23 protein-coding genes are annotated in these 26,027 nt (G+C 66.3%); 14 read left to right on the forward strand and 9 right to left on the reverse strand.

What is annotated here, in order from left to right:
- The first annotated feature begins 3 nt into the window (after window positions 1–3).
- From AruPA_RS11610 to AruPA_RS11645, 8 genes are all read left to right on the forward strand, one after another.
- Window positions 4–600, forward strand: coding sequence for a DUF6931 family protein (locus AruPA_RS11610; protein WP_265636865.1), 597 nt, complete (start codon window positions 4–6; stop codon window positions 598–600).
- Window positions 597–1,886 (forward strand): type VI secretion system-associated FHA domain protein TagH, encoded by a 1,290-nt coding sequence (tagH, locus tag AruPA_RS11615; RefSeq protein ID WP_265636866.1) that lies wholly within the window; start codon window positions 597–599, stop codon window positions 1,884–1,886. Before AruPA_RS11610 ends, tagH begins: the two co-directional genes overlap by 4 nt.
- On the forward strand, window positions 1,883–2,350 hold the full coding sequence (tssJ, locus tag AruPA_RS11620; protein WP_265636867.1) for a type VI secretion system lipoprotein TssJ: 468 nt from the start codon (window positions 1,883–1,885) through the stop codon (window positions 2,348–2,350). The genes tagH and tssJ overlap by 4 nt, the downstream gene beginning before the upstream one ends.
- 6 nt (window positions 2,351–2,356) lie before the next feature.
- Window positions 2,357–3,688, forward strand: a complete 1,332-nt coding sequence (gene tssK / locus AruPA_RS11625; RefSeq protein WP_265636868.1) for a type VI secretion system baseplate subunit TssK — start codon at window positions 2,357–2,359, stop codon at window positions 3,686–3,688.
- A complete protein-coding gene (gene icmH, locus AruPA_RS11630; protein WP_265636869.1) occupies window positions 3,685–5,037 on the forward strand; it encodes a type IVB secretion system protein IcmH/DotU in 1,353 nt (450 codons plus the stop codon). The genes tssK and icmH overlap by 4 nt, the downstream gene beginning before the upstream one ends.
- Before the next feature lie 181 nt (window positions 5,038–5,218).
- A complete protein-coding gene (gene tssM, locus AruPA_RS11635; protein WP_265636870.1) occupies window positions 5,219–8,728 on the forward strand; it encodes a type VI secretion system membrane subunit TssM in 3,510 nt (1,169 codons plus the stop codon).
- Window positions 8,725–9,255 carry a type VI secretion system-associated protein TagF gene (gene tagF, locus AruPA_RS11640; RefSeq protein ID WP_265636871.1) on the forward strand — a complete coding sequence of 177 codons (531 nt, stop codon included), beginning with the start codon at window positions 8,725–8,727 and terminating at the stop codon, window positions 9,253–9,255. The genes tssM and tagF overlap by 4 nt, the downstream gene beginning before the upstream one ends.
- On the forward strand, window positions 9,252–9,974 hold the full coding sequence (locus tag AruPA_RS11645; protein WP_265636872.1) for a PP2C family serine/threonine-protein phosphatase: 723 nt from the start codon (window positions 9,252–9,254) through the stop codon (window positions 9,972–9,974). The genes tagF and AruPA_RS11645 overlap by 4 nt, the downstream gene beginning before the upstream one ends.
- Before the next feature lie 342 nt (window positions 9,975–10,316).
- On the opposite strand, the gene AruPA_RS11650 is transcribed toward AruPA_RS11645, so the two are convergent.
- The 4 genes from AruPA_RS11650 to tssH form a co-directional block, all read right to left on the reverse strand.
- On the reverse strand, window positions 10,317–10,550 hold the full coding sequence (locus AruPA_RS11650) for a hypothetical protein (protein WP_265636873.1): 234 nt from the start codon (window positions 10,548–10,550) through the stop codon (window positions 10,317–10,319).
- 115 nt (window positions 10,551–10,665) lie between these two features.
- Window positions 10,666–11,232 (reverse strand): hypothetical protein, encoded by a 567-nt coding sequence (locus AruPA_RS11655; RefSeq protein WP_265636874.1) that lies wholly within the window; start codon window positions 11,230–11,232, stop codon window positions 10,666–10,668.
- A gap of 113 nt (window positions 11,233–11,345) precedes the next feature.
- Window positions 11,346–11,828, reverse strand: coding sequence for a type VI secretion system tube protein Hcp (locus AruPA_RS11660; RefSeq protein WP_265636875.1), 483 nt, complete (start codon window positions 11,826–11,828; stop codon window positions 11,346–11,348).
- 29 nt (window positions 11,829–11,857) lie between these two features.
- Complete coding sequence (gene tssH, locus AruPA_RS11665) at window positions 11,858–14,551, reverse strand: type VI secretion system ATPase TssH (RefSeq protein WP_265636876.1); 2,694 nt, start codon at window positions 14,549–14,551, stop codon at window positions 11,858–11,860.
- Window positions 14,552–14,699: 148 nt separating this feature from the next.
- On the opposite strand from tssH, the gene tssA reads away from it, so the two are divergent.
- A complete protein-coding gene (gene tssA, locus AruPA_RS11670; protein ID WP_265636877.1) occupies window positions 14,700–15,788 on the forward strand; it encodes a type VI secretion system protein TssA in 1,089 nt (362 codons plus the stop codon).
- A gap of 17 nt (window positions 15,789–15,805) precedes the next feature.
- Here tssA and AruPA_RS11675 read toward each other — a convergent pair whose 3' ends face one another.
- The 5 genes from AruPA_RS11675 to AruPA_RS11695 all read right to left on the reverse strand — a co-directional run bounded on the left by AruPA_RS11675 (window position 15,806) and on the right by AruPA_RS11695 (window position 20,214).
- On the reverse strand, window positions 15,806–16,255 hold the full coding sequence (locus AruPA_RS11675) for a hypothetical protein (RefSeq protein WP_265636878.1): 450 nt from the start codon (window positions 16,253–16,255) through the stop codon (window positions 15,806–15,808).
- 143 nt (window positions 16,256–16,398) lie between these two features.
- On the reverse strand, window positions 16,399–17,889 hold the full coding sequence (gene tssC / locus AruPA_RS11680; RefSeq protein ID WP_265636879.1) for a type VI secretion system contractile sheath large subunit: 1,491 nt from the start codon (window positions 17,887–17,889) through the stop codon (window positions 16,399–16,401).
- A 26-nt stretch (window positions 17,890–17,915) separates the two neighbouring features.
- A complete protein-coding gene (gene tssC / locus AruPA_RS11685; RefSeq protein ID WP_265636880.1) occupies window positions 17,916–19,409 on the reverse strand; it encodes a type VI secretion system contractile sheath large subunit in 1,494 nt (497 codons plus the stop codon).
- Between the two features lie 2 nt (window positions 19,410–19,411).
- Entirely contained in the window at window positions 19,412–19,924 is a 513-nt protein-coding gene (tssB, locus tag AruPA_RS11690; RefSeq protein WP_265636881.1) for a type VI secretion system contractile sheath small subunit, read from the reverse strand.
- On the reverse strand, window positions 19,921–20,214 hold the full coding sequence (locus tag AruPA_RS11695) for a hypothetical protein (protein ID WP_265636882.1): 294 nt from the start codon (window positions 20,212–20,214) through the stop codon (window positions 19,921–19,923). The genes tssB and AruPA_RS11695 overlap by 4 nt, the downstream gene beginning before the upstream one ends.
- Between AruPA_RS11695 and AruPA_RS11700 the strand changes: the two genes are divergently transcribed.
- From AruPA_RS11700 to AruPA_RS11720, 5 genes are read left to right on the forward strand one after another with little or no spacing between them, the layout of a single operon-like run.
- A complete protein-coding gene (locus AruPA_RS11700) occupies window positions 20,213–21,052 on the forward strand; it encodes a type VI secretion system accessory protein TagJ (RefSeq protein ID WP_265636883.1) in 840 nt (279 codons plus the stop codon). The two genes, AruPA_RS11695 and AruPA_RS11700, sit on opposite strands and share 2 nt — an antisense overlap.
- Window positions 21,049–21,567 carry a type VI secretion system baseplate subunit TssE gene (gene tssE / locus AruPA_RS11705; RefSeq protein ID WP_265636884.1) on the forward strand — a complete coding sequence of 173 codons (519 nt, stop codon included), beginning with the start codon at window positions 21,049–21,051 and terminating at the stop codon, window positions 21,565–21,567. The genes AruPA_RS11700 and tssE overlap by 4 nt, the downstream gene beginning before the upstream one ends.
- Window positions 21,560–23,377 carry a type VI secretion system baseplate subunit TssF gene (gene tssF / locus AruPA_RS11710; protein WP_265636885.1) on the forward strand — a complete coding sequence of 606 codons (1,818 nt, stop codon included), beginning with the start codon at window positions 21,560–21,562 and terminating at the stop codon, window positions 23,375–23,377. Before tssE ends, tssF begins: the two co-directional genes overlap by 8 nt.
- Window positions 23,374–24,453: a type VI secretion system baseplate subunit TssG gene (gene tssG / locus AruPA_RS11715; protein ID WP_265636886.1), complete on the forward strand. Its 1,080-nt coding sequence runs from the start codon at window positions 23,374–23,376 to the stop codon at window positions 24,451–24,453. The genes tssF and tssG overlap by 4 nt, the downstream gene beginning before the upstream one ends.
- Window positions 24,450–25,988 (forward strand): class I SAM-dependent methyltransferase, encoded by a 1,539-nt coding sequence (locus AruPA_RS11720; protein WP_265636887.1) that lies wholly within the window; start codon window positions 24,450–24,452, stop codon window positions 25,986–25,988. Before tssG ends, AruPA_RS11720 begins: the two co-directional genes overlap by 4 nt.
- The last annotated feature ends 39 nt before the right edge of the window (window positions 25,989–26,027 follow it).

Raw genomic sequence — 26,027 nt, forward strand, 5'->3', positions numbered from 1 at the left:
GCGATGGACGCCGCATCGATGGACAAGCTCCGCGACGCCGACCGGCACGCAATCGTCACCCACGCAACACTCGGGCCCGAGGCCCGCAGCGCGATCGCCGATTGCATCACGGTGCCGCATCTGATCGCCACGCTCATCGGCCACGGCTTCCTCGTCGAGGCCGCGCGCTGCTTCGCTCATGCCTTGCCCCGGCGCGAGGCCGTCTGGTGGGCATGCATGTGCGCCCAGTCCAATGCGCCCGCCGATCTCGCCGAAGCCGACCGCCGCGCCCGGGAAGCTGCCGAAACCTGGGTCCGCACCCAGACCGAGGCATCCCGCTACGCCGCCATGGCGCTGGCCGAACAGGTCGGTTTCCAAACGCCGGAAGCCTGGGCCGCCGTCGGCGCCTTCTGGTCCGGCCCGAGCATCGCCCCCGAAGCCATGCCGCCCAATCCGCCAGCCCCGCACCTCACCGGCGTCGCCGTCGCGGGCGCGGTCATTCTTGCCTCGGTGCGCGGCGACCCCGCGCTGCGGCTGATGCGCCTTGAACGCTATCTCGGCGCCGCGCGCGATATCGCGCAGGGTGGTGCGGGCCGCATCGCGCGCGAGGATGCGTCGTGACCCTCATCCTCAGCATCCTGCGCTGCCCTGATGCCGCGCCGCCCGAAACACGAAGGCTGGAGGGCGGCGAGTTCCGCATCGGCCGGGGCTCCGATAACGATTGGGTGCTGGCCGACCCCGAGCGCGTCCTGTCCAAGCGCCATTGCGTCATCGCGTGGCGCGGCGGGGCCTGGCAGATCGCCGATACCAGCACCAACGGCACCTACATCAACCACGATGCCGCCCCGCTCGGCAGCGGCGGCGTGCACACGCTGGCCGATGGCGATCGGATCCGGTTCGGTGCCTATGAAATCGAAGCGCGGCTCCAATCCGCCGCAGCCTTCGCACCACCGCCCCCGCGGCGCAACGATTACGGTGACCCGTTCGGCGATGATCCATTCGCAACCCCGAGCGCGGCCGTGGCTTCACCCGAACCGGAAAGCTGGTTCGGCGGCGGCAATTCCATCGCGCTGCCAGGCGATTTCGATCCGCTCGCCCCCGATGAGCAGCTGTTCGGCCGGCCGGTCGCCGACCATTCGGCCGCGCATCAGGATGCATTCCGGCCGCCGCCGCTGGCGCCGAAACTCCTGCCGGATGATTGGGATCTGTCGATCACCCCGCCGGCACCCGAAGCCGTCAATCCCCAACCCGCGCCACCGCCGCCGCTACCACCGGCCCCGCCGTCACCGGCACAACCCGCGGCGCCACTCATCGCTTCCGATCAGTCCGATCTGTTCGCCACTTTTCTCGCCGCCGCCGGCATGGATGATGCACCGGTCAACGGTGATCCGGCCGTCATGATGCGCCGGCTGGGCGCTGCCTTCCGCGCGATGGTCGTGGGTCTGCGCCAGAGCATGATCGCGCGCGCCGCGATCAAAGGCGAATTCCGGATCGAACAGACCATGATCCGCGCCAAGGGCAACAACCCGCTGAAATTCTCCGCCGATGATGACGATGCGATGGCCGCCCTGCTCGGCATGGGACGCCGTACCGATATGGCGGCCGATGCCGCGGTGAGCGACGCGCTGCGCGACATCCGCCTGCACGAAATCGCGGTGATGGGGGCGATGCAAGCCGCCGTGCGCGCCCTGCTCGACCGGTTCGATCCCACCCTGCTGCGCGCCGAGGGCGAGCAGGGCCGCGCCGTGATCCCCGCCCAGCGCAAGGCACGCGCGTTCGACGCATTCGTGGCGCTGCACGGCGAAATCGCCCGAGCCCTGACCGATGATTTCGACAGCGTGTTCGGCAAGGCCTTCGCGCGCGCCTACGAAACCGCCCTGGCCGAAGCGGAGGCGCGCGAATTATGAAACGACTGATCCTCGCCCTGCCGCTCCTGCTCGCCGCCTGCGGCGGCGCGCCGCCACCGCCACGACCGACGACGCTCGCGCTCACCATCACCGGCGGTGCCGCCCAGAACGCCGATGCCGCGGGCACCGCCGAGCCGGTGGTCGTGCGCATCTACCCGCTGGCCGCATCCGGCACGTTCAACGCGGCCGATCCCTATACGCTGATGAGCCACGCCCGCGCCGTGCTCGGCGCCGATCTGGCCGGCCCGTCCGACCAGGTCATCGTGCCGCCCGGTGCGACGGTGCATCTCGATCGCCGCCTGCCGGATGCGGCGCAGGCGCTCGGCATCGCCGTGCTGTTCCGCGCGATCGATCAGGCGCACTGGCGGTTGCTCGCCCCGCTGACGCCGCATAAAGCGAACGATCTGGTCTTGCGGTTGAACGGCGTGACCGCCAAACTGGTGCCTAACATCAAAAAAGGCTGATCGGCGATGAGTTGGACCAACCGGGTCGTCTGGCAGGAGGGGATGTTTCTCCGCTCGCAACATTTCCAGCAGCAGGATCGCTGGCTGGATGCGATGCTGCGTGGCCGGATCGCGTCGCTGGTGCCCTACCCCTGGGGCATCACCCACGCCACGATCAACCGCGATCTGCTCGGCACCGGCCGGTTCGCGTTAGCCGAAGCGGCCGGCGTGTTTGAGGATGGCACGCCCTTCGCCCTGCCGGGCGAAGCCGATCACCCCGCCCCGTTCGATGTGCCGGACGGCACCCGCAACGTGCTGGTGCATCTGGCCCTGCCGATCCGCCAGCCCGGTGCGGCCGAAATCGCCGCAGCGGATGGCAGTTCGGAAGGGCGCTACAGCGCCGCGCGGTTCGAGGCGTACGACACCCATTCCGCCTCACCTGAACTGGCCGAGGTGCTGATCGGCCGGCTGCGGCTGCGCTACATGCTCGATACCGAGGACCGCGCCGGTTTCCTCTGCCTGCCGATGGCCCGGATCATCGAGGTATCGGCCGACAAACGGGTCACGCTCGACGAGCGCTGGTGCCCGCCCGCGCTCGCCTGCCACGCCGCCGCCCCGCTCGCCGGCCTGATCACCGAGTTTTCCGGCATGATCCACCAGCGCGGCGAGGCGCTCGCCGCGCGGCTGAATGCGCCGGGAACCCGCGGCGTGGCCGAGGTGCAGGATTTCATGCTGCTCCAGGCCATCAACCGCTGGCAGGCGTTGTTGCAGCATTGGGCGGATGCCGCGGTGATCCACCCGGAAACACTCTACGCCGCCTTTGTCGAAATGGCGGCCGAATTCGCCACCTTCATCGAGGGCACACGCCGTCCCAGCACCTACCCCGGCTACCGCCACGAAGATCTGCAACGCAGCTTCGCGCCGGTCGTGGCTGATCTGCGCCGCTCGCTGTCCGCGGTGATCGAACAGAACGCCGTCGCGATTCCCCTCCAGGAGCGCCGGCATGGCGTCCACGTCGGCCCGATCAACGATCGCTCGATCCTGCGGGCCTCGAATTTCGTCCTCACCGTCCAGGCGGATGTGCCGGGCGAAACCCTGCGGCGGCTGTTCCCCGCCCAGGTGAAAATCGGCGCGGTCGAACAGATCCGGGAGTTGGTCAACGTCGCTCTGCCGGGCATTTCGGTGCGGCCCCTGCCGGTCGCGCCGCGCCAGATCCCGTTCTACGCCGGCGCGACCTATTTCGAGCTCGATCGCGGCAGCCCGCATTGGCAGCAGATGCAGAATTCGGGCGCCTTCGCCCTGCATGTCTCGGGCGAGTTTCCCGGCATGAAACTCGAACTCTGGGCAATCCGGGGATGAGCGACAATCCGTTTTCCGAACCTGACGACAGCGACCGCACGATCATTCGCCCATCGCCCGGTGGTAGGCGCCCGCCGCCGCCACCCCCGCCGCCGCCGAACGGCGGTGGTTCCGAGCCGTTCGCACCGCCCCCGGCGGGCGATGGTGCCGAGACGCTCAATTTCGGCGCGACACCGCTGCTCGCCGCCGCCGCCCCCTTGCTGCAATTGCTCGCCAGGCTGCGCAACACGCTGCAGCCGCCCGATTCCGGCGATCTGCGCGAGCGCGCGGCGCGCGCCCTGCGGGATTTCGAAATCGCCGGGCGCCAGGCGCAAATCCCGGTCGATCAACTTCGCCCGGCGCATTACGCGCTCTGCGCCAGCCTTGACGACGTGGTGCTCGCCACCCCCTGGGGCAGCCAGGGTGCCTGGGCGCAGCGCTCGCTGGTGTCGACCTTTCATCAGGAGGTCCGCTCCGGTGAGCGGTTCTTCGACATATTGAAGCAGATCCGCGAAAGCCCCGGCCAGTTCCTCGCGGTGCTCGAACTGATGTATGTCTGCCTCTCGCTCGGCTACATGGGCCGCTACCGGCTCAGCCCGCGCGGACCGGCCGAAATCGATCGGCTGCGCGAGGATATCTACGCAACCATCCGCCGCGCCTGCCCGCCGGGCGATCCGGCGCTGTCGCCGCATTGGCAGGGTATCGCCGCGGCGTATCGCCCCCGGCGCGCGTCCGTGCCGGTGTGGGTGGCGGGTGCTGCGGCGCTCGGTGTGCTGGCGCTGGTCTATGCAAGCCTCGATTACACGCTCGCCGGCGCGTCCGGCGCCTTATACAACAGGGCCGTCGCCGCCAATCCGTCGCATATGCCAAGCCTGGTCCGCGCCGGCCCCGCCGCGCCGCCACCGCCGCCGGTGGCACCATCCCCCACCGTGCTCGACCGGTTGCGCGGCTTTCTCTCGCCTGAAATCGCCAAGGGCGAGGTCAGCGTGCTGGGCAGCGTGAATGCGCCGATCGTGCGGATCAACAACACCGGCCTGTTTGATTCCGGCAGCGCCACGGTGCAGTCGCAGGCCCTGCCGTTGCTGGCTAAAATCGGCCAGGCGCTGGCGCGCGAGCGCGGCCAGGTCCAGGTGATCGGCTATACCGACAGCCAGCCGATCCACACGCTGCAATTCCCGAACAACCTCGTGCTCTCGCAGGACCGCGCCCGCGCGGCGGCCGCCGTGCTCGACCGTTCGATCGGCGATCAGAGCCGCATCACCGCCGAGGGCCGTGGCGCCGCCTCGCCGATCGCGAGCAACGCGACGGCTGCGGGACGCGCGCTTAATCGGCGGATCGAGATCGTGCTGATCCGGGGTAACGCGCCATGAGCGCAGTTTTAACAGCAAAGCGAGCACTGCTTTTTTTGAAAAAAAAGCAGCAAAAAAACTTTTGGTCGATTAAGCCCGTGCCAGCAAAACCACCCATGCCCCCAACCACCAAAAGTTTTTTGCTGCTTTTTTACAAAAAAGCAGTCTTGTCCTTCCCTTCCTTTCTCGCACCGGCCCCCCGATGAACGCCCGCCTGGCCCGCTGGCTTCTGACCGGCCTCGGCGTTGCCATCATCGCAGCGCTGATCTGGTTCTTCGCGCCGTTCTGGCCGCCGCTGGCCGGCATTCTGCCGCGCGCGATCATCATCGGTCTGATCGTGCTGCTCTGGCTCGGCGTCAATCTCGGGCTCGATCAACGCGCCCGCAAGCGCGCCAGCACCGTCGAGAGCGCGATCACTGCGGCACCGGTCGACCCCGATGCAGGTGCCAAGCAGGACGAGGTTGCCGCGTTGTCAGCGCGCTTGAAAAAGGCGCTGGCGATTCTGGCCAAGGCGCGCGGCACGCGCGGTTACCTGTATGAGCAGCCCTGGTACATCATCATCGGTCCGCCCGGTGCCGGCAAAACAACCGCGCTGATGAACGCCGGGCTGAATTTTCCACTGGCGGCGGAACTGGGGCAGGGGGCGGTCGCCGGGGTCGGCGGTACGCGCTATTGCGACTGGTGGTTCACCGATCAGGCCGTGATGATCGACACCGCCGGCCGCTACACCACGCAGGATTCCGCCGTCGCGGTCGATCAGGCCGGCTGGCACGGGTTTCTCGACCTGCTGAAACGCACGAGGCCGCGCCAGCCGCTGAACGGCGTGATCGTGGCGATCGCGCTGTCGGACATCGCGGGCGGCGATCCATCCGCCAGCGCGGCGCATGCCCGCGCCATCCGCGCGCGCATCAAGGATCTGACGGCCCGCCTCGGCGTGACCGTGCCGGTCTATGCGCTGTTCACCAAATCCGATTTGATCGCGGGTTTCACCGAGTTTTTCGATGATCTGGACACCGCCGGCCGCGCCCAGGTCTGGGGGGCGACGTTCCCGAACGAGCGCGGGCCGGCTGGCGCCGTCCGCGAATTCGTGCCGGAATTCAAGGCCCTGATCGGCCGGCTCGAGGCGCGGGTGATCGACCGGCTCGCCGCCGAGCGCAGCCCGGACCGCCGCGCGATGATCGAGGGATTTCCCCTCCAGGTCGCCAGCCTGCAAGCGCCGCTGGCGGCGTTCCTGACCGAGGCGTTTGCGGGTTCGACGCTCGACCCCGCGCCCTGGCTGCGCGGTGTCTATTTTTGCTCCGGCACGCAGGAGGGCACGCCGATCGACCGGTTGACCGGCGCCCTGGCGCGCAGTTTCGGCATCGACCAGCGGCGCGCGCCGAGCCTGCGGCCACAATCCGGCCGCTCGTATTTTCTGGCCTCGCTGTTGAAGGACGTGATTTTCGGCGAAGCGATGCTCGGGTCGGCGGATCGCGGCCTCGCGCGCCGGCGCTTCGCCCTCCGGCTGGGCGGGTTCGCCGCGATCGGTGTGGTGTTCGTCGCCTTGCTGGCCGGCCTGCTGATCAGCCGGGGCAACAATGCGGCTGCGATCGCGCGGGCGAATAACGACCTTGCCGCTGAACAGAAAATCGCTGCCACCCTCAAGCTCGATCCGGTTTCGAGCGCCAATCTGCCGCTGATCGCGCCATTGCTCGAACAGGCGCGCCGACTCGCCGCGGCGAGGCCGGCTGCCGGTTTCGTCGGGCTCGGGCTCGATCAGACCAGCTCGATCCATGCGGCCACCGCCGCGGTCTATCGCAACACGCTCGATTTCGCGCTGCTGCCGCGCCTGGTTCTGCAACTGGAAGCCGAAATGCGCGGCGGGCTCGACCGACCCGACTACCTGTACCAGGCGACACGCGTTTATCTGATGCTCGGCAACCAGGGGCCGCTCGATGCGCCGCTGGTCGAGGCGTGGATGAAGCTCGACTGGCAACGCCTGTATCCCGGTATCGGCCAGACCGATCTGCGCGCCGCGCTGATGCGGACTCTGATCGATCTGCTGTCCCGGCCGCTGCCCGATGTTCCGCTGGATGGCGCGCTGGTCGCGACCGCGCGCGCCACATTTTCGCGCGTGCCGATCGCCGAGCGGGTCTATTCACGCATCCGCGACTCGCAGGCGGCGGCGCGCGTGCCGGACTGGACACCAGCGGCAGCGCTCGGCGCCGCCGGCACCGCGCTGTTCACCAACGCGACCGGCAAACCGCTGACCGATGGCGTGCCGGGCTTCTTTACGCGACGCGGCTTTTACACCGTGCTGCTGCCGGCACTCACCCACGCGTCCCAGGATGTCGCGAAGGAAAGTTGGGTGCTCGGCCGGTCGTCGCAGATCGATCCGAACTCGCCGCAGATGCAGTCGCTGGAAAGCGACGTGATCAAACTCTACGAGGCCGATTACGCCGCCCATTGGCGCGCGATGATCGATGACATCAATCTGGCGCCGCTGGGCAATGCCGGGCAGGCGGTGCAGGCACTGTATGTGCTCGGCTCGCCGCAATCGCCGATGAAGATGTTGCTGGAATCGATGGCGAAGCAACTCACCCTGTCGCAGCCACCGAAACTGCCCAAGGGCAGTGCGGCACCGAAGGCACCGCATCTGGCGGCGCTGGACGCTGCCGCCGCGCGGCTGAAAGGCGTCATCGGGTCGCCGAACGGCGCACCGCCGCCAGCACCGGGTGCGGCGATCGACGCGGCATTCGCACCGTTGCGCACCTATGTCGGCAATGGCGCGGTCGGGGCGCCGATCAGCCTGACCCTGCAACTGATCGATCAGGTGCAGCAACAACTCGCCACGCTGGCGGCCACCGCCCCGGGTGCCGCCGGACCCGCCGCACCCGGTGCGGGCGGCGATGCGGCGGCGTTGCTCGCAGGCGAGGCGCAGCATGACCCGCAACCGGTGCGGCGCTGGCTCGCCGGCATCACCGCGACGGCGAACACGCTGCGCGGTGGCAGTGCCGCCGCCTCGGCCGCGGCGGCGTTCAACGCACCGGGCGGTGCGGCGCCGTTGTGCCAGAAGGCGGTGGTCGGGCATTACCCGTTCGATCGCAGTGCCAGCGCCGGCATTCCGCTGGCGGATTTCGCACATCTGTTCGCGCCGGGCGGGGCTCTCGACAATTTTTTCAACACCCAGGTGCGCCCCTTCGTGAACATGACCGGGCCGGTGTGGCATGTGCAGCCGGTCAATGGTGTGACGCCGCCGGTCAGCCAGGGGGCGGTGGCGGAGTTTCAGCGCGCGCAGGAAATCCAGCAGATGTTCTTCGTCGGCTCGGCCACGCCGAGCGTGCAGTTTACCATCACCCCGGAATCGCTCTCCGCCGGTGCCGCGCAGGTCACGCTGCAACTCGGCGGTGTGACCATCACCTACGCGCACGGTCCGACCGTGCCGACCTCGGTGACGTGGCCGGGGGCGGATGGCATGCAGTCCGCCCGGTTGATCATTACCCCGGCCGCCGCCGGTGCCACGCCGATCACCTTGCAGGCGAGCGGGCCATGGGCGGTGTTCCGCCTGTTCAACCAGGGCAGTCTGACCGCGGCTGGCGCGTCGGCGCGCTATACGCTCACGTTCGATCAGGGGGGTGAGAGGGCATCGTTTGCGATCGAGGCCGGGTCGATTTTCAACCCGTTCGCGCCGGGCGTGCTGACCGATTTCCGCTGTCCGAGTCTGGGGGGATGAGCGCGGGGTTCTATGGCAAGCTGCCCGCGCGCGGCGATTTCGTGCGCGGCGGGTTGAGCACCGCGGTGATCGACGCGCTCGATGGCTGGATGCGTGCCTGCCTGCACGCCAGCCAGGACGCACTCGGCGATTCCTGGGTGGATTGCTGGATGGAAGCGCCGGTGTGGCGGTTCTGCGCGACCATTGGTGGCGAGCGCCTGGGCGGTGTGTGGATGCCGAGCATGGACAGTGTGGAGCGCTGTTTCCCCCTGGTGATCGCGACCGATGCCACGCGGGCCGGTGCCGCCTGGCTGGCCGGGGCCGAGGCGCTCGGTTTCGATGCGGTGACGCGCGATATCACGCCGGATCGCGTCGCGCTGCGTCTGGTCGGCATCGCGCCCGACCCGTGGATGCCGCCGGCGCGCGATGTGTGGTGGACGGACGGCGCGCCCCGCAAGGCCGCGGCCCGCTTCGAGCGCGATGATCTGCCCGATCCCGCTGCCTTCGCGGCGTTTCTGACGGACCAGGCGCCGGACGCCGCCCGATGATTCCGCGTGTTACCACCTGGGCGCAGACCCATGTCGGCACGGTGCGCCGGCATAACGAGGATTCCTATCTCTGCCGCCCCGATCTGGGGCTCTGGGCGGTCGCCGATGGGGCGGGTGGGCACCAGTCGGGTGAACTCGCATCCGGCATGATCATCGCCGCGCTCGATCGGCTCGACTCCGGTCTGACCGCGGCCGAACTGCTGCCCCGTGTGCGCGCGGCGATGGCGGAAACGCATGAAGCGCTCCTGCATGAGGCGGCGCTGCGCGGTGCGGGTGCGGTGATTGCCTCGACCGTCGTGGTGCTGGTGCTGCGCGACCGTCATTTCGCCTGCCTGTGGGCCGGTGATTCCCGCGCGTATCTGCTGCGCCGGGGTGAGTTGACGCAACTGACGCGCGACCATTCGCTGGTGCAGGATCTGGTCGATGAAGGGCGGCTGAGTGCTGCCGCCGCCGAGCATCACCCGCAGGCGAATGTGATCACGCGGGCACTGGGTGCCGAGGGTATCCCGCTCGATCTCGACAAGGTGATCGGCACGATCGAGCCGGGCGATCGCTTCCTGCTGTGTTCGGACGGGCTGAGTAAAACCCTGCCGGTCAGCGAAATCGCGGCGCTGCTGGGCACGCCGGAGGGTGTGCCGCCGACCGAGCTGCTGGTGGCGGCGGCGCTGGCGCGGCAGGGCAGTGATAACGTGACGGCGGTGGTGGTGGCGATCGGCTGAAGATAGCTATTAAGATCGGTTTGATAACGTAACGAAAAGGGGCGCGCGAATGCTCTGGCGCCTTATGCGATTTCTGGAGGAATCGGGGCTGGGGTGGGTCGTGCGTTGATCGCCGGAGCGAGCGGCGATCGCGATGGACTCCGAGGGTTGGCGTTGCCAGAGCGCGTTAACTTGGTCGGCGCGGGGCCGCGCGGCGGAGGAGGGTGGCCCGAGGGCGCACGCTATCGGTGATGGGGGGGGAATGATCGGACCGGTTCCGGCTTGTTCAGTATCGGATCGGGCGAGATGATGTCCGGACGCGTTGATGCCGCCCTGGCGTGCCGGCCCGCGCGGGGCGGGGTTTTAGGCGGTTGCGTCGAGGGGGCGCGCGGGTTGGGACGCCTGATCTTTTGGTGCTGCGGCGATCGGGTTTTCGGGCCGGTGAATGAGGGCGTTAAAGAGGATGAGGATGAGGTCGAATAGTGCCCGCGCTAGCCCCGTCGCGCAGTGGCGCTGGACCAAAATGCCGGCACGCAGCAGCTTGGCAGTGTCGGCACCAGGCACCGTCAGGTACTTCGAGGCGCTGGGCTCGATCAAAAAATGATCAAAGTACAGCAGGCGGTGGGGGTTATTTTAACTAATAAAGTGTTTTGCATGCCAATTGTTGCGGTAGTGCCGCATTTTGCCGTGGTGGACCGGCTGCGAGGCGGGGTCAGATTACACCGAAGCTAGGTAGGAACTGATCACCACCTTCCTTTCTCTGTTTAAGGTTGATGGGTGTTTTTGTCCCATCTGCCCAGAGGATCGACGTGTAATCCGTGTTCGTCGTACCGTGTTCGCCATAGCCGATCACGACGATCGGTCCAGGTTTGGTACTAACGTAGCGATAGAAAACCGTCATGTGCTTGCCGTATTCGACTTCTGAAACTAGCGGCTTGTTCTCGCTTTTCCGCTTGACATTCATGCGATCGATTGCCTCGGTGTTTTCAAAGTGGCCCGATCCGCGCAGCGTGACATGCCAGCATGTCAAGGACCGTGCTTGGGCCGGCGCCTGATAGGAGCTATCGCCCGGTGATCCTTTGCTCTTAATATCTTTTCCGATGGCGATATTTTTGATGATTCCGGCATCCGAAGGCGTTGCCTTGGTTAGGTTCTTGATCTGTATCCAATAGTCTTGACTGACGGCGATATTGGCGAGGACTCCGGCAAGAGTGACTTTGCACCCGACGTAGTCCGATCCCGTCGTTGGTTTAATCCCTTTCGTGAATTTACTGCTCATTTTGAGTTTCTCCCGACCGTTTAACGAATTCAGATTTATAATGAATTCAGCTGTGTGCCGAAATGATTTATGCTGTGTGACCCGACGCAATTGCGTCGGGTCGACTGCAATAATCAGCTCATCATCATCGTCTTGAGGTCGAAGTTCACCACGGTCTGGGTACCCTGCGAGCCATCGTCTTTCATCGGGATGCTGACGAAGCTGATCGAGGAATAATTCAGCGACAGCGACTCCGTCGGCTTGTCACCACCCGAGGACATGCTGAGGCCGGACATGATGACATCCTTCATTTTTACTTCGAGATATTTATCCGAACCTGACCCCGCCTTGTTGGTGCGGACGAACACGATATCGACGTCGCTCGCACCGCCGCTGAGCGCTTGCTTCAGCAGGTCCGGGCTCGCGATATCGTAGTCCTTGGTGATGGTGACTTCCGACAGGCTTGGCAGGCTGGATTCACGGCCTTCGCCGCTGCCGGACTGCATGGCAATGCCGCGCCCGACACCCCATTGCACGCTGTGGAGTTCGATGTGATCCTCGAACCCGTTGGTGGTCACGTCGCCCTTGATCGCGGCATATTTCATGTAGACGGCCATTGGTCTGTCTCCTGTTGGGTTATGAATATTTAGCCAAGTTCGTAGCGGAACGACCCTTCGGGACCCATTCCGACCGTGACGCGGGAAATTGTCTCGCCGTTGGCCAAACGGGCCAGGACCTCCGCTGATAGTTCGGGCAGGAGGCTGCGGGAGAGAATATTCTCCACGTTGCGCGCGCCGGAGGAGGATTCCTTGCAGCGTGCGGCAATGGTTTCGACCAGGGCCGGTTCGTATTCGAAGCTGGCCTTGTAGCTGTCGCGCACACGACGCGCGATTTTGTTTAACTGAAGTGTCACGATCTGGCGGATCACCTCGTCCGACAGCGGGAAATACGGCACGATGGTCACCCGGCCGAGAAACGCCGGCTTGAAATATTTTGCCAGTTCCGGGCGCAGCGCCTCGGCCAGCCCGGCCGCATCCGGCGCGGTTTCAGGGTCGGCGAAGAGTTTTTCGATCAGCTCGGTGCCGGCGTTCGAGGTCATGATGATGACGGTGTTCTTGAAGTCGATGTCGCGGCCTTCGCCGTCCTTCATGTTGCCTTTGTCGAACACCTGGAAAAATACATCCTGCACGCCGGGATGGGCTTTTTCCATCTCGTCGAGCAGGATGACGGAGTAGGGGCGGCGGCGGACCGCTTCGGTGAGCACGCCGCCTTCGCCGTAACCCACGTAACCGGGCGGGCTGCCCATCAGGAGCGACACTTTATGCTCCTCCTTGAACTCGGTCATGTTGATGGTGGTGATGGTCTGCTCACCGCCATAGAGCAAATCCGCGAGCGTCAGCGCCGTTTCGGTCTTGCCGGTGCCGGAGGTGCCGACCATCAGGAAGACGCCGATCGGCTTGCGCGGGTCGGTGAGTTTGGCGCGCGCGGTGCGGATGGCCTGGGCCACGGCTTCGAGCGCGTGGGGCTGGCCGACGATGCGCCGCTCCATGGCGGATTTCAGGTTGAGGACGGTGTTGATTTCGTCGGATTGCATGCGCCCGGCGGGAATGCCGGTCCAGCTTTCGACGATTTCGGCGACCGCCTGGCCATCGACCACCGGGAAGATCAGCGGCATGTCGCCCTGGGAGGCTTTGAGGGCGGCGGCCGCCTCGGCGAGTTGGGCCTGCAATGCTGCCCGGTCGATCACCGCCGGTCGCTCCAGCACGCCGACATCGCCCGGGGCCGGTTGATCCGCCGCTGCCGTGTCCGGCGTTTCCAGCGCGCCCCGCAGCGCGCCGATCCGATGGGCCAGTTCCTTCTCCGCCGCGTAACGGGATTCGAGCGCGGCCAACTCCGTTGCCAGCGTCGCCCGCTCCTCGGCCAGTTCGGCCTCGCGCGCCGCGTGATCGCCGCCGCTTGCCATTTCGCGCGCAAGAATGCCCGTTTCGGTCGCGATCAGATCGAGCCGCCGCCGGCGGTCCTCGATCGGCGCGGGTTCGGTCGCCTGGCTCATGGACACGCGCGCGCAGGCTGTGTCGATCAGTGAAATCGCCTTGTCCGGCAGCTGGCGGGAGGTGATGTAACGCGCCGAGAGGCGCACCGCCTCGCTTACCGCCTCGTCCAGAATGCGGACCTTGTGGTGTTTTTCCAGTGTGCCGACCAGGCCGCGGATCATGGCGGTTGCCATTGGCTCGGATGGTTCCTCGACCTTCACCACCTGGAACCGCCGTGCCAGTGCGGCATCACGCTCGAAATATTTTTTGTATTCCGCCCAGGTCGTTGCCGCGATCGTGCGCAATTCGCCGCGCGCCAGCGCCGGTTTGAGCAGATTGGCCGCATCGTTCTGCCCGGCCGCGCCACCGGCACCCACCATCGTGTGCGCCTCGTCGATGAACAGGATGATCGGCCGGGGCGAGGCCTTGACCTCCTCGATCACGGATTTCAGCCGGTTCTCGAACTCGCCCTTCACCCCTGCGCCCGCCTGCAACAAGGCCATGTCCAGCGTGCGCAGGACGACGTTTTTCAAGGCGTCGGGCACATCGCCCTGGGCGATTTTCAGTGCCAGGCCTTCGACCACCGCGGTCTTGCCGACGCCGGCTTCGCCGGTCAGGATCGGGTTGTTCTGCCGCCGCCGGGTCAGGATATCGATCGCCTGACGGATTTCGAAATCGCGGCCCAGAATCGGGTCGATCCGGCCGGCCCGCGCGCGTGCCGTCAGATCGTCGGTGAATTGATCGAGTGCCGCAGAACCGCCGGGGCGGGGGGCGCCATCGTCACCGCCCGCCGCCGGCGCGCCATCCGCCGCCAGCGTGGCGCTTTGGGATTCGGTTGAGTTCCGGGTGATCGCGGCGAAGTCGCGCTTGAGCAGTTCGGCGGGGATTTTCGCGAGCTGGCTCGAAGCCTCGCGCGCCCGGCGGGCGAGACCTTCATCGGCCAGCAGCGCCCATAACAAATCGCCCGAGCGGGTGCGCGACAGCCCGTGCTCGATCGAGGCGAGCAGCCAGCCTTGCTTGGCCCAATCCACCACATCCGGCGACAGGGCAGGGGCCCTGGCATTGCCGGTTTTCATCCGGTCGAGCGCGCGGTTCAGGTCGATCAGGAACCGGCCGTGATCGATGTCGTAATGGCGGAGAATGAGCGGAATATCGGTATCCGTGCCGTCGGCGAGCTTGAGCAGCCAATGTTCGATCTCGACATTGTAATGGCTACGCGACAAGGTGAGGCCGGCCGCCGCTTCCAGGCTGCGGCGGCTGTGCTCGTTCAGGCGCGCGATCAGCGACTTGAGATCGATAGCTGTCATTCGCTCCCCACTCGAACCGGACGGTTGCCGATTTCGTTACGGCGGTACAATGTTCTGGGATTGATACTATGGGCTAACACGCGACTTGTCCAGATCAAGAACTTGCAACATGATAACTGTACGACCTTTGTCACACTGGATTTTACGCATGACACTCGACATGACGCATTTGTTAGAACCGATCGCAGCAGAGGCGCCCAGCGGCGTTGATCTGCGGGCCGATTATACGGCGCAATCGGTCTATTACCGGCTGCGGGACGCACGGTCGGACGCGCGGGCGGCCGAGCGGGCGGCCGATGCCGATACCGCGCTGGAACCCGAGGTCGCGCAACATTGGCGTGTTGTCCTGCAATTGTCACAAACGGCGCTGGCGAAATCACATGATCTTGAAATTGCCGCCTGGCTGACCGAGGCTTTGGTGCGCGATGCCGGGCTTGCCGGGCTTGCCGATGGTGCCGCGCTGATCGCGGGGTATGCCGCGCGTTATTGGGAGAGCGTATTTCCGCTGCCGGATGAGGACGGCATGGAGATCCGCACCGCACCGATCGCGGGGCTCAACGGCGTGGGCGGCGATGGCACCCTGATCCAGCCGTTGCGCAAACTGCCGCTGTTCAACACGGCGGATGGCGCGCGGGTGTTGTTGTTCCAGTATCAACAGGCCGAGGAAACCGCAGGGCTCGGCGATGCCAAGCGCAAGGCGGCCCGCATTGCCGCGGGCGTCGCTGATTTCGCCAAGCTCGAGACCGAGGCGAGGGCGGTTGGGGTCGCGCATTTCACCACCCTTGCGCAGCAGGCGATTGCCGCACTGGCGGCGTGGCGCGACATGGCGCAGACGCTGGATGCGGCGGCCGGCGCCGATGCGCCGCCCGCGAGCCGGGTTGGTGAAATCCTCGAGCAGATCATCAACATCGCCAGGCGCTATGCGCCGCAGGCCGGTGCGCCGGTGGCGATTGAGGCAGGGCCCATCGTGGCGGAGGACGAACCCATGGAGACCGGTATGGCCGATGCACCCATCACCCGCGGCGCCGTGCGGACAAGGGAAGACGCGCTCCGGCAGCTCACCGAGATCGCCGAATTTTTTCGCCGTACCGAGCCGCAATCACCGATCGCGCTAACGCTGGACGAGGCGGTCCGGCGCGCCCGGCTGCCTTGGCCGCAACTGATCGAGGACATTCTGGCCGATGCCGCGGTGCGGCAGGCGATGCTGACGGCGCTGGGTATCAAACCGGCGGGGTAGCCGGGTGAACCGGCGTCCTATTTTTTGGTTTTGTGAACTGCCACTTTTTTTTTGGATTTTGGCAGATTGACCGTCGTTGTTACTGGTGCCGACTTGACGTAATAGGCTGCGGCGAGACTTTTGAAAAACGCCATATTGGCGAGACAGAACAGTCGAAGCTCTTCAAACTTGGTGTCACTCAGCTTGAGGCCCAGTGTGTTGAGGTCCTTGTTCTTGAGCCGGTTTTCATTGACAAACTCTACCGTGGTGAAATTCAATGTATCGAATTTTGTCACCAACTTTTTTGATTTGTCATGTTCCTCCCCATTGCTCATCCGAATATAGATCGGGTTCCCGGTCTCATGCCCGCTATGCAGCTCGAAGATATAGTCGTCGGAGGTCTGGTGCTTCGCGATCTGGCTCGTCAGGTGACTATAATTGTTAGTCAGAAAAGGGTCGGTTGGCTCGCAGCGAAATAGATCCGGCATCGTTACCCTCCACCCGATGATTATTCCGATATAGATATCACGAGAAGCAGCGGTTGCCACTCAAAACCAGACCAATCAAAGTAACGTCTATTGAATAAGACGATGAAAGCAAAAAAATGAGAATGATGACGCTGTGACCACAATCAGCCGGCTTGGGGTGCCGATAACTCTGTTACCAGGCGGAACGATGCGCTGATGTCATCGAGTTGGTAGTGCGGCTGGAGATGGATCGTGCAGCCGAACGAGCCGGGCTTGGTCGCGAGCTCGCGCACTTCCACCCGCGCATCGAGCAGCGGGTAGCGCGCCCGCGTTTCGGGTCCTGCGTCCTTGTTCGCGTTGGCGTAGCGGCGCAGCCAGGTGGTGAGCGCGCGCTCGATCTCGCCGGCGGTGCGGAACGCGCCGGTCATGTCGCGCCCCATCACCTTGATGAAATGCGCGAAGCGCGACACGCAGATCATGGTGTTGAACTGGGCGGAGAGCCGGGCATTGGCGTCCGCCACCTCGGCCCGCGGCCCGCTGTAGCGGCGGGGTGCCTGCAGGCTGCGCGCCGCGCCCAGCACGGTCTGGCCACCGAAGCCGAGGGAGGACAGCGCGAGCATGCCGGCATCGACCAGGGCGCGTTCCTGCGCGTCGGTCAGGGCGACCTCCGCCTCGAAACGGTCCTGCCCCTGCGCGGAATCGACCGAAAAGCGCGGCGCGGTGCCGATGGTGATCAGCCCGCTGCCAGGCCAGTCCTGATTATAGCCGCGCATGTCGGCCGGCCAGTCGTAGGTCGCCATCGCGCGCGCCACGGTCATCGCGATCGCGTAGCCGGCGGCGAACCAGACGATGTCATCGCCCGTGGCGATCGTTTCGGTGTAGCAAAAGCCGCGCCGTGCCTCGGGGCGGTCCGCCCACGCCGGGCGGGCGCGCAGGCGCGGCAGCGCGAGGCCGACGAACCGCATATCCTCGCGCTGGGCCAGGTTGCGAAACCGCTGATGCTCGGGCCCCGTGAAAATGGCGGAAGGATTGGCGACGGCGGCCAATTCCTCCATCCGGTCGACGCCGAACAGCGCCGCGGCCGCGCCGAAAATCATCGGCGCGAAGGCGGCGGCGGCGATTGCCGAAAGGGCGGCGATTGCCGCCACGTCGTCCTGCGGCGCATCGGGCCCGGGCCGGTGGCGCACGTCGTAATCCATCACCAGCAGCCCGTAGGGTTCGCCGCCCGGCGTGCCGAATTCATCCTCGTAGATCCGGCGGAACAGCTGGCTCTGGTCGAACTCGGCGGCCCGCTCCAGATCGCGGCAGACCTCGCCCCAGGCGGCGTGCAGCACGCGCAGCCGCACCCGTCCGCTCGCCTCGATGCGGCCGGCCAGCCAATGCAGCCCGCGCCATGATCCTTCGAGGCGCATCAGGCGTGGCGCGTGCAGAATTGCATCGATCGCGGCGGCCAGCATCGCATCGATCATGGCGATGTCATGATCGAGCATCGCGGCCAGGCGGGTCGGATCGCGCAGGATCGCGGCGGTATCGAGCCCGAACCAGAGCGCGAGCGCGGGTGCCGCGGGCGCCGTTAGAAACCGCGCGAGGTCGCCCGCCCCGGCCTGATGCCGGTCGCCGAAGAAGCGACCGGCCAGCACGGTATCACGCAACATGCGAGATCAGGCCGCCAACGATCCGATCAGGTCTTTTTCGGAATGTTGGCGACCATTCGCATCGAGGTGGTCAGTTCCTCCATCTGCAGCCAGGGCCGCAGATAGGCGATCGCGTTATAGGAGCCGGGCTTGCCGGGGATCTCCTTGACCTCGACCTTGGCTTCGCGCAGCGGATATTTCGCTTTCATATCCGGCCCGGCATCGGCATTGCCGTTCACGTAATTGCCGATCCAGCGGTTCAGCCAGTTCTCGCAATCCTTGGCTTCCATGAAGGAGCCGATCTTGTCGCGCGCCATCACCTTCAGGAAATGCGCGAAGCGCGACGAGGCCATGATATAGGGCAGGCGCGCGGAAATCGCGGCATTGGCGGTCGCATCCGGCCGGTCGTATTTTTTTGCCTTCTGTGCCGATTGTGCGCCGAAAAACACGGCGTAATCGGTGTTCTTGTAGTGGCAGAGCGGCAGGAAGCCGAGATTCGACAGCTCGAACTCGCGCCGGTCGGTGATGCCGATCTCGGTCGGGCATTTCGCATCCATGTCGCCATCGTCGGATTGGAACACGTGGAACGGCAGGTTCTCCACCTTGCCGCCCCCCTCGGCGCCGCGGATCGCGACACAGAAGCCCGAGCTCGCAAAGCTCGCGGTCAGGCGCTCGCCCATCATGTAGGCGGCGTTCATCCAGCAATAATCATGATGATCCATCGATTGCGCGGCGCCGGCGGCGTTGAACGGCGCCTCTTCGTAGTTGAAGGTCTCGACCGGTGCGGTCGCGGCACCGTAGGGCACCCGTGCGAGCGTGCGCGGCATGACCAGCGAGACGAAGCGTGCGTCCTCGGTCTCGCGAAAGCCGCGCCATTTGGCGTATTCGGCGGTCTCGAAAATCTTTGCGAGGTCGCGCGGTTTGGACAATTCGGTCCAGTCCGAAAACCCGAACATGCCCGCACCCGCCGCCGAGATGAACGGCGCGAACGACGCCGCGGCCACGTTGGAGATCAGCCGTAGACTTTCGATGTCGTCGGGGTGGTTGGTCCATTCGTAATCACCGATCAGCGCGCCGTAGGGCTCACCGCCCGGTGTGCCGAATTCGTTTTCGTAGATCTTCTTGAACAGCTGGCTCTGGTCGAACTCCACCGCCTTGGTCAGGTCGCGGTTGAGCTCGCGCTTTGTCATGTTGATCACTTTGATCTTGAGCGATGTGCCGGTCTCGGAGTTCATCACCAGATGATGGAGCCCGCGCCAGCTGCCTTCGAGCTGCAGGAATCGCGCGTCGTGCATGATTTCGTTGAGCTGGGTCGACATGCGCCGGTCGATCGCGGCAATCGCGCGGTCGATCGTGCGGGTCAGATTTTTGTCGAACGTGACCGTGCCGGACAGCGCTTCCTGCACCAGCGTCTTGACGAGGTCCTGCGCCCGGTCGGGTTCGGTCTGCTTGGTCGCGCCGACCACCTGGTCGAGCAGGCTGACCTGTTCGGTCGCGGTGGCGGTGGTGCCTGCGGCGGCTTCGGATTGCGTGCCTGACATGATCAGCCCTCCTTGCCGGCGCCGAGGCCGAGTTCGCCCGACAGGGCCTTGAGCTCGCTGTCGTTCTGCAAAACCTGCTCAAGTAACGATTCCAGTTGTTCCGAACGATCCGCCTTGCTCATCAGGTCGCGCAGCTTGTTGCGGGTCTCGAGCAGCGCCTTCAAGGCCGGCACCTGCTCCACCACCCGTTCGGGATCGAAATCCTCGATACTGTTGAACTTCAGGTCAACGGCCATCTGGCTGCCGTCGTCGGCGAGCGTGTTATCGACCTTGAGCTTCAGCCCCGGTGCCATGCGGGCCATCACGTCGTTGAAATTGTCGCGATCGATCTGGATGAATTTGCGCTCGGCCAGCGGTTTGAGCGGCTGGGTCGGATCGCCGGAAAAATCGCCGAGCACGCCCATGACGAACGGCAGTTCCCGCACGATCTGCGCGCCCTCCGTCTCGACGTCATAGGTGATGTGTACCCGCGGTTTGCGCACGCGGTTGAGTTTTTCATGAATGCTGCCGCTCATTGTCCGGTTCTCCCAAAAACGTCGAAAATCGCTGCAAGATCGTCCGATGCAAAAACGCTGGTCATAGTCCTGGCATAGCTCTGGCTGGGCGACCGGCGACGTTCATCGTCGCAAAATCGACCCTCGGTTGCAATGTTAGCCTGTCCTGGCCGGGGCGTAAACAAACTCGTTGTTTCGTCATAAAAATAAATACGATCGTTATTGCGCCCGATGGTAACAGGCCATTGCGCGTCCAGCGCCGTTTCAATACTAATCGCTGCAACGTCAAAGATGCCGGGAGGGTGAGCCATGCCGAGCGACCAGACTGCGACCCCGATCAATGCCACATCCTCCGCCCCCGGCAGCGCCGGTGCCGCGTTTCGCGCGGGCAACCTCGATACCGCGGTCGCCGCCGCCACCGCCGCGGTGAAGGCCAGGCCGACCGATGTCGCCGCGCGTATCCTGCTGGTCGAAATGCTGGTGTTCGCCGGCAATTTCGAACGCGCCGATGTGCTGCTCGATGCGGCCGGCCAGCTCGACCCGGCCGCCGCGCTCATGGTCGCCGAGTTCCGTCAGCTGCTGCGCGGCGAAGTGGCCCGCCGGCAATTGTACCGCGATGGCCGGGTGCCCGAGTTTCTGGGTGAGCCGGGCCCGGTCGAACAATTCCTGCTCGCATCGCTGGTCGCCCAGCGAGCCGGTGATCTGCCGGCGGCGCGTGAGGCCGCGGCCGCCGCCGAAGCCGCGCGCACCGCGCGTCCCGGCACGGCGGACGGCGCGGCGTTCGCGGATTTTCGCGATGCGAGCGATACCACGGCGGGGGTTCTGGAGGTTCTGACCACGACCGGTAAATACTTCTGGGTGCCGATTTCGCGTGTGACGGAAATCACCTTTCACAAACCCGTCCGGCCGCGCGACCTGATCTGGCGGCGCGCGAGCCTTGCCGTCGAGGCCGGGCCGGATGGCGATGTCTATATCCCCGCCATTTATGCCGTGACCGGCGACCCGCCGGGCGATGCGTACCGCCTCGGCCGCGCGACCGACTGGCAGGACCAGGGCGGTCTGGTCACCGGCATCGGCCAGCGCGAATTCCTGGTCGGCGACGATGCCATGCCGATCATGGATCTCGGCACGCTCGTTTTCGCATCATGAGCCAGACGCCGTTCAACGACCGCGTGCGCGATGCCGGCGCGCGCGTGCAGCTCTCGCCGCTCGACCGTCTGTTCGACGATGCGCCGGAGCGCGACCGCGACCTGCCGCTTTCGCCCGGCGAAGCCATGACCGTGCTGCGCCGTTCGGTCCGGCGCGATCTCGAAGCGCTGTTGAACGCCAAGCGCCGCTGGCGCAGCCTGCCCGGCAAGCTGAGCGAGCTGCCGGCCTCGGTCGCGGGCTATGGCCTGCCCGACTATACTTCGGGCAGCATGGCCGATCCCGGTGCCCGCGAAGCGTTCCGCGCCGAGGTGGAACGCACCATCAAAACCTTCGAGCCGCGGTTCGCCCAGGTCGCGGTCGTGCTGGTCAAGGCGGAAAACCCGCTCGATCCCACACTGCACATGCGGATCGACGGGCTGCTGCACGCCGAACCCGCGCCGGAGCCGATCAGTTTCAACACGATCGTCGATGCCACCTCGGCTGAGATCGAAGTCAAGGGCGAGCGCTTTGTCTGACAGCCTGCTGCCCTATTTCAATCGCGAACTGCTGGCGATCCGCAAGCTCGCCGCCGAATTCGCAGATACCCACCCTAAAATCGCCGGCCGCCTGCGCCTGTCGCCCGACGCGGTCGATGATCCGCATGTTGCCCGCCTGCTCGATGGCGTCGCTTTCCTGTCGGCGCGTGTCCATAAACGGCTCGACGATGAATTCCCCGAACTGACCGATGCGCTGCTCGGCGCGCTCTACCCCGGTTTTCTCGCCCCGATCCCGGCCTGCGCCATCGCCCAGTTCGAGTGCAAGCCCGATCTGCAGGCCAATGTCCGGCTCGATGCCGGATTCACTCTGGAGTCCGAACGCGTGCGCGGCCAGGCCTGCCGGTTTCAGACCGCCTATCCCGTCTCGCTCTGGCCGATCCGCATCGAACAGGTCCGCCTGGCCGGGCAACCCTTCGTCGCGCCGGCCAACCCGCTTGCGCCCGGCGCCGCCTCGGTCCTGCGGATCGTGCTCGGCACGCTGGCGCCCGACATGAGCTTCGCCAAACTCGGGGTCGACCGGCTGCGGCTCTATCTGCGCGGCGGCCAGGCGATCGCGCCGCATGTGTATGAGCTGCTCGCCGCCCACACCATCGGCGTCGCCCTCGCGGTCAGCCCGGGCGACCCCAACCCCGTGCTGCTCGGGCGCGACGCCGTCATCCCGGTCGGCTTTGGTGAGGACGAAGCCCTGCTGCCCTGGCCCGCGCGCGGCTTTACCGGGTTTCGGCTGCTGGCCGAATATTTCGCGTTCTCCGAGAAATTCATGTTCATCGATCTCGATGGGCTGGACCGCAAGACCCTCGCCCTCGCGGGCAACCGGCTCGAGATTTTCATCTACCTCGACCGCGCCGCCATCGAGCTCGAGCGCGCGGTCAGTGCGGAACACGTCGCACTCGGCTGCGCGCCGGTGGTGAATATTTTCCCCCAGCATTGCGAACCGATCCGCCTCGACCAGACCGATACCGAATACCGCGTCGTGCCGGATGCCCGCCGCGCCACCGGCATGGAAATCTGGGGCATCACGGCGGTGCGCGAGACCGATCGCGCCGGCAACACCAGGGCCTGGCAACCGTTCTACCGCGCCGGACAGGGCGGCCCGGATACGCCGGGCGGCTATTACATCGAGGCGCGCCGCCCCGCCGCCGCCACGCTCGGCGGCACCGAAACCTTTCTTGCCCCCTTCGCGCCGGATTTCGATCCCGCCGCCCCGGCCGATACCGTGCTCTCGGTCGATGCGCTGTGCGTCAACCGCGACCTGCCCGCCGCCCTGCCGTTCGGCGGTGGCCACCCCCATCTCACGCCGGTCTCGCCGCACGACGGCATCGCCCGCATCGCCTGCCTCACCCCGCCCGGGGCCACGCTGCGGCCGCGCCTTGCCGAACGCGGTGCGTGGCGGCTGATCTCGCATCTCTCGCTCGGCCATCTCTCGGTGGTCGGCGGTCCTGACGGGGCCGCGGCGCTGCGCGACGTGCTCCGCCTGTACGACCGCGCCGAAACCGCCGAAACCCGCGCCGCGATCGAGGCGCTGATCGGCGTCTCGGCCAAACCCGGCACCGCGCGCCTGCCCGGCGGGCGGCTGGGCAGCTTCTGCCGCGGGCTCGACGTGGCCCTGGAGTTCGACCCGAAACCCTATCAGGAAAACGGCCTGTTCCTGCTCGGCGCCGTGCTCGAACGCTTCCTCGCCCTGCACGGCACGATCAATTCCTTCGTGCGCACCACGCTGCGCCTGCGTGGACGCGTCGATCCGGCCATGCGCTTTCCGCCGCGCGCCGGCCACCGGACCCTGCTGTGAACCCGCCCCGCACAGCCGAGGGCGCGCTCGCCCGGCTGGCCCGCGCGCCGGCGAAATTCCGCCTCGGCGCCGCCATCCGCCTGCTCTGGCTGGCCACCGGCCGGCGCGATGTGGGCGAGGCGATCGCCTTTTCCGCCCCCACCACCCTCGCGCACCCGACCGCCGAGGTCGATCACGCAAGCGTGCCGCAGGCCGGCCGCGCGATGCTTGCCACCAGGCTGATCGGCCTGGTCGGCGTGTCCAGCCCGCTGCCGCGCTGGTATACCGCGCTGATCGCCCAGGCGACCCGCGCCCGCTCGGCCGCGATGGCCGATTTCGTGGCGATGCTGGCCCAGCGCCTGATCGCCGGCTTCGCCACGGCGGGCACCAAATATCGCCCGCACCTTGCCGCGGAGCTTGCCCACCATACCGGCCATGCCGATGCGGGCACCGCGGCCGATCCCGCCGGGGCGGTCCTGCTGGCGCTGACCGGCTTCAACACGAGCCACCTGATCGATCGGCTCGCGGTGGGTGCGATGCCGATCCAGCACTACGCCGGTTTCTTTGCGAGCCGCCCGCGCTCGGCGGACCGGCTGCGCGCCCTGCTGTCGGACTGGCTGGAACGCGACGTCACGATCGAGGAATTCGCCGGTGCCTGGCTCCGCCTCGACGCCGACAGCCAGAGCCGCATGCCGCGCGGCCGGATACCCGGCCAGTTCAACCGCCTCGGGCGCGACTGCGCCGCCGGTGCGCGCGCATTCGATCCGCAGGCCCGCTTCATCATCCGGATCGGCCCGCTCGCGCATGAGGCGTTCGAGGACCTGCTGCCCGATCGCCCGCGGCTGCATCATCTGGTCTCGATGGTGCGCGCCTATGTCGGCATGGAGGTCGATTTCGCGGTCAATCTGGTGCTCGATCCCGGCGCGATTCCCCGCGCCCGGCTCGGCGGCACCACCGCCCCCCGCCTGTCCTGGACCGGCTGGCTGCCGATCGCCACCCCGGGCCTTACCGGGCGTGCCCGCGCCGATCAGGCGCTGTTCAACGCCACCACGATCGAGGCGCTGCGCATCCCGCGCCTGAGCGGCGGTGTGCCATGAGCTGGGGTGCCGGCTATGTGACCGATATCGCCTACGCCCCCGGCTACTACGTCGAGCAATCGCCCCGGCTGATGGCGCTGGCCGCGCTGGTCAACGGGTTTGCCGCCGCCATTCCCGGGCGCAACGAACGGTTTCATTTCGTCGACATCGGCTGTGGTCTGGGCTTTTCCGCCCTCGTGCTCGCCGCGACCAATCCGGGCTGGACGGTCACGGGGCTCGATTTCAACCCCGCCCACATCGCCCGGGCCCGCGCCATGGCGACACGGGCCGGGATTGCCAACTGCCAGTTCATCGAAGCCGATTTCACCCGCTTCACCTGCACGGAGCTGCCCGATTTCGATGCCGCCAGCCTTCACGGTGTCTGGACCTGGGTCAGCGCGCCGGTTCAGCAGGGCATCGTGCGGTTGCTCGCGGAAAAGCTCAAACCCGGCGGGCTCTGCCACGTCAGCTACAACGTGCTGCCCGCGTGGCGCGGCGTGATCGGCCTGCAGCGGCTGATGCGCGAGGCCGGCAGCCGCCTTGCCTTTCGGGCCGATCGGCAGGCCGCGCAGGGGTTCGCCGTGGTCCGCCGCCTGATGGAGGCCGGCAGCGGCGCGATCGATCCCTCCGCCAGGCGCATCCTCGACCATTGCGCCGACAAGCCCGCCGCCTACCTCGCCCATGAATTCATGAACCAGGCCTGGGCGCCCTGCTTTCATCACGATGTCGCCGCCGCGCTTGCCGGTGCCAAACTCACCTACGCCGGTTCACCCCACCTGCTCGAAAACTTCCCTGCCCTTGCGCTCGATGATACCGCCCGCGCCATTGCGGCCGGGTTCGAAGATCCCTCGATGATCGAACTGCTCAAGGACGTCACCGCCAACCAGCCGCTGCGGCACGATATTTTCGTGCGCGGGGCAACCAGCCTCGACCCGATGACGCGGGATGCCACGCTGTGCGCCGTTCCAATCGGCCTTGCGGTGCCCTATGCCACCCGCAGGCTCACCTTCGAATCGGCCGCCGGTCAGGCCACGATGAACGCCGGGCTCTATGAACCCGCCTTCGCCCGCCTCGCCGAAGGACCCACGACCATCGGCGACCTGCTCGCCATCGCCCGCGCATCCCACCCCGACGACAGCCAGGGCAACCCCGCCGAACTGCTCGCCATGCTGATCGGCACCGGTCAGGCGGTCATGGTGCCCGATGCGGCCGCCCGGATGGACCCGGCGACCGTGCGCCTCAACGCCGCCATGTTCACCGAGAAAATGCAGGGCAGCAGCGTGATGAACCCGGTTGCCCTCGCGGTTCCCGCGCTCGGCGGCGGTATTGCCCTGCCGGGTCTTGCCGCCTTTGCCGTCCTGCGCCAGCACGACTGGCTGAGTGAGGCGACGATCGGTCAGGCCTTGCCGCGACCGGACGATGCCGTCTTTGCGGCCTGGGCGGCGGTGGCGGCGCCCGCCGCCGATGAGGCTATCGTCGCGCAGATGAAATCGGCGTTCGCCGATTTTTTCGAGCATCAGGCCGCGATGCTGAACCGTCTGGGATTGCCCTGTTGATCCGGTAGGGCCGCTGCAATGAGGCGGCCGGCGCGTGAT

Source organism: Acidiphilium sp. PA, from assembly GCF_026191915.1.
GTDB lineage: Bacteria > Pseudomonadota > Alphaproteobacteria > Acetobacterales > Acetobacteraceae > Acidiphilium.